Origin of the sequence: Halorubrum sp. CBA1125 (genome assembly GCF_009742825.1) — an archaeon.
In the GTDB taxonomy this organism is placed as follows: domain Archaea; phylum Halobacteriota; class Halobacteria; order Halobacteriales; family Haloferacaceae; genus Halorubrum.
This window is the reverse complement of the sequence record NZ_WPCE01000186.1, coordinates 1-5,358: the sequence shown is the minus strand read 5'-3', so window position 1 is coordinate 5,358 and position 5,358 is coordinate 1. Positions and strand designations below refer to the sequence as shown.

The window sequence follows — 5,358 nt, the reverse complement described above, 5'->3', positions numbered from 1 at the left end:
GGCCGAGACGCGGTACGACGCCGCCGAGCTGCTGTCCGCGCGGCGCTTCCTCGACTTCGTCGCGATCCGCCCCGACCACGACTTCGCGGCGGCGGCGCTCAAAGGCGAGATCGAGAAGCGCGCGACGGGGTCGCGCGGCGCGAGCGCGGGCCGCGGGCGTGACCGTCCGAGACGCGACGGCCTCGACGCGGAGTGAAGAACGGTCGCTCACGGGGACGCCACCGAGCGTCGCCGGGGTGGATATTTGGCCGTCCGGCCGGTAGCGTACGCCATGGCAGACGCCTACGAACACTACGTGGACGGCGAGTGGGTCGCCGGCGAGGGGGCCGAGACGTTCCAGAGCCGCAATCCCGCGACGGGCGAGACGCTCGGCGCGTTCCGCCGGGGGACGCCGGCGGACGTCGATCGCGCGGTCGCCGCCGCGGCCGACGCCTTCGAGGAGTGGCGCGCGCTCTCGCGGATCGAGCGCGCCGAGTACCTCTGGGACGTCTACCACGAGCTTCGCGACCGGCACGAGGAGCTCGGCGCGATCGTCACCAGGGAGTGCGGCAAGGAGATAAGCGAGGGGAAAGCCGACGTCACCGAGGCGTGGCACATGGTCGAGTGGGCGGCCGGCGACGCCCGCCACCCGAAAGGCGACGTGGTGCCCTCCGAGATCCCCGAGAAGGACGCGTACATGCGCCGGAAGCCCCGCGGCGTCACCGGCTGTATCACCCCGTGGAACTTCCCCGTCGCCATCCCCTACTGGCACATGGCCATCGCGCTGGTCGAGGGCAACACCGTGGTGTGGAAGCCCGCCGAACAGACCCCGTGGTGCGGGCAGATAATCGCCGAGATGTTCGATGACGCCGGGATCCCCGATGGCGTGTTCAACCTGGTCCAGGGGTACGGTGACGCCGGCAACGCGATCGTGGAACACGACGAGGTCGCGACCGTCCTCTTCACCGGCTCGGCCGAGGTCGGCCACCAGATCCAGGAGAAGCTCGGGGGCGTCCCTGGCAGGCGCGCCGCCTGCGAGATGGGCGGGAAGAACGCGGTCGTGGTCACCGAGCGCGCCGACCTCGACGTGGCGGTCCACTCCGCGGTGATGTCCTCGTTCAAGACGACCGGGCAGCGCTGCGTCTCCTCGGAGCGACTGATCGTCCACACCGACGTGTACGACGAGTTCAAAGCGCGGTTCGTCGATATCGCCGAGTCGATAGCCGTGGGCGACCCCCTCGCCGAGGACACGTTCATGGGACCGCTCATCGAGCCGGAGCACTTCGAGAAGGTCTCGAAGTACAACGAACTGGCCCGCGCGGAGGGCGTGAACGTGCTCGTCGACCGGACCGAGCTCGACGCCGAGGAGATCCCCGACGGTCACGAGGCGGGCAACTGGATCGGTCCGTTCGTCTACGAGGCCGACCCCGACGCCGACCTTCGGTGTACCCACGAGGAGGTGTTCGGCCCGCACGTCGCGCTCTTGGAGTACGAGGGCGGCATCGAGCGCGCCGTCGAGCTCCAGAACGACACCGACTACGGGCTGGCGGGCGCGATCGTCAGCGAGGACTACCGTCAGATCAACTACTACCGCGATCACGCCGAACTCGGGCTCGCGTACGGGAACCTGCCGTGTATCGGCGCCGAGGTCCAGCTGCCGTTCGGCGGCGTGAAGAAGTCCGGGAACGGCTACCCCTCGGCCCGCGAGGCCATCGAAGCCGTCACCGACCGCACCGCGTGGACCCTCAACAACTCGACGGAGATCCAGATGGCACAGGGGCTCTCCGCCGACATCAAGACGACCGAGGACTGAGACGCGGCGACTCGCGAGACGGTGCCCGTCGGATCGGCTCGCGACCGAGACACTCGTCGGCGTTCACACCGCGTCGAGTCGCGCCCGGAGTTCGGCGTCCGCTCGGTCGGCGAGCGCCTCCACCGACGTGTCGAGGTGCGTCGCCCACTGGTCGAGGAACCCGGACCGCCCGAGGACGCGTACCACCCGGTAGACCGGTCGCCGCCGTTCGAACCCTCGGGGGAGCCCATCGGCGCGCGCCCGGTACCCCTCGTACAGGGCCGATTCGAGCCGGTCGGGTCCCTCGCCGTCGAAGCCGTTGCAGAGCTGGTCCGTCGCGCGGACCAGGTCGCGCGCGGGGTCCCCGACGTGTGCCAGCTCCCAGTCTATCGCGGCGATCCCGTCGGGACCACCTTCGTCCGTCCCGGGCTCGGTGACGAACAGGTTCGGCCCCGCGACGTCGCCGTGTAACAGCGCAGCGGGCGCGCCGGCGAGCCGGCCCCGGTTCGCCTCGATGCAGTCGTGCACCGCGTCGTAGTGGTCCGCGAGCCGCTCGCACGTGCCGATCTCGCGGGTGCGCTCGACCGTCGCGTGCAGCACGTCCGGCCACGGCGCGGGGTCGAGGTCGAGGTCGGCCGCGGACGCGAGCCCGCGGATCTCGCCCGCCGACTCGAACCGTTCTCCGTGGAGGGTCGCGAGCGTCCTCCCGACGCGCCGGAAAAGCGACTCGGCGCAGGCGAGATTCGACCGGGCGTCGTCGTCTGGCCAGATTCCGTCGAGTCTGCGTCCCGGCACCGGGGCGGTGACGAGGTACGGATCGGCCGCGTCCGCGTCGGCGGCGAGGACCGGCGGAACCGCGATCGGACGCGTCTCGGAGACGTACCGCAACACGGCCCGCTCGCGGGCGATCCGGCCGGCGTCACCGCGCGAGACCTTGCAGAACGCGCGCGTCCCGTCGTCGACCGCGACCGTCTCGTTCGCGCCGTTCCACGACCCGCCGGTGGCCGTGATCCGGTCGACGCTCCGGTCCGGGAACGCCTCCTCGAGGACCGTCCGCACGGTCGCGTCCATACCTCGCCTCGCGCGCCGGGAGTCGTAAGCCTGTCCGTCGAGCTTGTGTCCGTCCGTCGAGCGGTTCGTAGACGGGCGTTTCGCGGCACTACGAACTGGATATCGTGCCAGGGAACGTCACCCAATCGGACGCGGCCGTCGGATGGATCCCTGACCCGCAGGAACCACCGACAACCATATATTTGTTGTCGAACCATCACGTGATAGTGATAGGTGACGAACACGACCCGGGGATCGCCTTCGCGGTCGAAGGCGACACGCTCTGCGTCCGCGACGCGCTCGAAGGGGCCGACCTCCGCCTCCGGGCCGACCGCCAGATCGAATTCCGTCGCGCGCTGCCGGAGCTGTTCCCGTTCCCGGTCGACCGAGCGGTGAGCTTCGAGGCGGCGTCGCTCTCGGTGCCGACGTGCGCGTCGGTGACGGTCCGCGAGGCCGACGGCGAGTTCGTCACCCACCTGGACGGGTCGCTCCAGCTCGAACGCGGCTCGTACTGCTTCGACGTCACGGGCGCGATCAAGGCCCTCGTCCGCGTCACCGACGCCGCGGTCGTCGCGACCGGGATGACGGGTGAGGGGCCCGTCACGCTGTCGTTCGACGAGGCCACGACCGTTACCGTCGGCGCGCGGTCGTTACACGACCGCCCGACGGCGACGATCACCGTGCCGGACGATCCGACGGCCCTCGCTTCGGCCGTCTCGGCGCTGGGGTCGGTCATCCCGGAGTTCTCCCCGGAGCGCTCGTGGCCGACCCTCCGTCGGTACCCGCCGCGCGTCGAGCGGGGGACGTCGCTCGCGATTCCGGACTCGCTGTCGCCGCCGGACACCGGCGTCGAGGTGGTGGTGCGCCCCACGTACGCGGACGTGTACCGCCTCGCGACGCTGGCGTTCTACCACGGGGCGCGGATGGTCGTCGGCGACCGCCCCGCGATACGGTTCGACAAACGGGTACGTCGAGACGCTCCCGACCGCGGGGGGCGACCTCGAACGACGGGTCGCGGAGCTCCACCGGACGTGGTTCTTCCTCGACACCCTCGCGCGGACCGAAGGGTACGTCCCATCGGACCGGTACGAGTACGCACAGATCGGACCGCGGTTACCCTTCTATCCCCCGAACCTGGCTGACCTGTCGATGAGCGAGCGGTTGATGGAGTACCTCGAAGTCGACCCGGCGACCGTCGCGGACCGTGACTGGGTCGACGCCCCCGTCCACGTGGTCGACGACTCGCTTTTGAACCAGCCGAGCCCCGCCCTGATCGACGGCGTCGAGCGACTGGCCCGCCTGTTCCATCCCGAGAGCTATTCGTAGCCGCGCGCTAACCCCCGGTATGCGAGTCGGCGTCGGCAGCGGCAACCCGGTGAAGCGGCGCGCGGTTGAACAGGCGCTCGGCGCTCGGGAGTCGGACGACCGTCTCTCGGACGAGCGTTCGAGGGCCGACGGCGAGCCGACGGTCGACACCGAGTCGGGGATCGAGGTCGAGTCGGTCCCCGTCGACTCCGGCGTGAGCGAGCAACCGACCGGCCATGAGGAGACGGTCACCGGGGCGGAGCGGCGGGCCGCGGCCGTCCTCGACGCCGGGACGTACGACCTCGGCGTCGGACTGGAGGGCGGCGTCGCCCGCTTCGAGGGGACCGAGGGGCTCTATCTGGTCATGTGGGCCGCCGTCTCCGACGGCTCGAAGGTCGGCCGCGGCGCCGGGCCGAGCATCGAACTCCCCGCCGACGTCGCCGCCCGGGTCGCGGACGGCGAAGAGCTCGGCCCCGTGATGGACGACGTCCTCGACACCACCGGGATCGCGCGACGCGGCGGGGCGGCGGGAGCGCTCACGGACGGACGCGTCGACCGCGCGGACGGGCTCGCGGCCGCCGTCGCCGGGGCGCTCGGGCCGTTCGTCTCCGAGCTGTACTGATCGGCCCGTCGTGTCGCTCCGCCGGGTCCTCCGTAACTCGTTCGCCTCGACCGCGCGCCGGTCGGGCCGTCTTCGCCCTTCGAGAACCGTACCTGAACGACCGGTAGCCCGGTCGCCAGCACCGTCCGTTCGTCACCGAAACCGCACGACTGCGACGGGTTAACCGGGCGTACCAACCCCCTTATGCATCGGCGGTGCCTCCCGAACGGTATGAGCACCGTCCGTTCCGACGCGGTCGCCGTCGAGTCTGCAGAGTCCGCCGGCCTCTCGGCGAAGCAGTCGCGGATCCTGCGGTACCTGCGCGAGCACGCCGCCGATCGGACGTACTTCAAATCGCGGCTGATCGCCGAGGACCTCGACCTCTCGGCGAAGGAGGTCGGCGCGAACATGTCCGCGGTCGCCGACGCGGCCGGCGACCTCGACATCGAGAAGTGGGGGTACTCCTCCGGGACGACGTGGATGGTGACGGCGTAGTCGGCGGCACTATCGATACCGTTCTCCTCGGGCCGACCGTACATCCTGGTGACGGCGTCTCAGTGTAGCTACTCGGGGTCGTACGTGACGTACGCGGCCGCCTCGTCCGCGAACGCGACGGCGTCGGCGTCGAAGG

The 5,358-nt window shown here is 70.7% G+C and carries 4 protein-coding genes and 3 pseudogenes; 6 read left to right on the top strand and 1 reads right to left on the bottom strand.

Annotated features, from left to right (window positions below):
• Both GJ633_RS18565 and GJ633_RS13480 read left to right on the top strand, forming a co-directional pair.
• A pseudogene (locus GJ633_RS18565) lies at positions 1-124 on the top strand (protein kinase family protein); the annotation flags it as partial.
• Positions 125-271: 147 nt separating this feature from the next.
• Positions 272-1,792: an aldehyde dehydrogenase family protein gene (locus tag GJ633_RS13480; RefSeq protein WP_156589232.1), complete on the top strand. Its 1,521-nt coding sequence runs from the start codon at positions 272-274 to the stop codon at positions 1,790-1,792.
• Between the two features lie 63 nt (positions 1,793-1,855).
• Here the strand turns inward: GJ633_RS13480 and GJ633_RS13475 are convergent, their stop codons facing one another.
• A complete protein-coding gene (locus GJ633_RS13475; RefSeq protein ID WP_156589231.1) occupies positions 1,856-2,842 on the bottom strand; it encodes a phosphotransferase family protein in 987 nt (328 codons plus the stop codon).
• 206 nt (positions 2,843-3,048) lie between these two features.
• Between GJ633_RS13475 and GJ633_RS13470 the strand changes: the two are divergent.
• The 4 genes and pseudogenes from GJ633_RS13470 to GJ633_RS13460 all read left to right on the top strand — a co-directional run.
• Positions 3,049-4,018: pseudogene (locus GJ633_RS13470) on the top strand (hypothetical protein); the annotation flags it as partial.
• Positions 3,998-4,147, top strand: a pseudogene (locus tag GJ633_RS18295) (cobalamin-binding protein); the annotation flags it as partial. The pseudogenes GJ633_RS13470 and GJ633_RS18295, both read left to right, overlap by 21 nt.
• A gap of 19 nt (positions 4,148-4,166) precedes the next feature.
• Positions 4,167-4,748, top strand: coding sequence for a DUF84 family protein (locus GJ633_RS13465; RefSeq protein WP_156589230.1), 582 nt, complete (start codon positions 4,167-4,169; stop codon positions 4,746-4,748).
• A gap of 210 nt (positions 4,749-4,958) precedes the next feature.
• A complete protein-coding gene (locus GJ633_RS13460) occupies positions 4,959-5,222 on the top strand; it encodes a hypothetical protein (protein WP_156589229.1) in 264 nt (87 codons plus the stop codon).
• Positions 5,223-5,358: the final 136 nt, after the last annotated feature.

What these genes read in the sequence shown, in the direction of transcription:
- GJ633_RS13480 (WP_156589232.1), top strand. Translation starts at nt 272, where the DNA reads ATGGCAGACGCCTACGAACACTACGTGGACGGCGAGTGGGTCGCCGGC.
- GJ633_RS13475 (WP_156589231.1), bottom strand. Translation starts at nt 2,842, where the DNA reads ATGGACGCGACCGTGCGGACGGTCCTCGAGGAGGCGTTCCCGGACCGG.
- GJ633_RS13465 (WP_156589230.1), top strand. Translation starts at nt 4,167, where the DNA reads ATGCGAGTCGGCGTCGGCAGCGGCAACCCGGTGAAGCGGCGCGCGGTT.
- GJ633_RS13460 (WP_156589229.1), top strand. Translation starts at nt 4,959, where the DNA reads ATGAGCACCGTCCGTTCCGACGCGGTCGCCGTCGAGTCTGCAGAGTCC.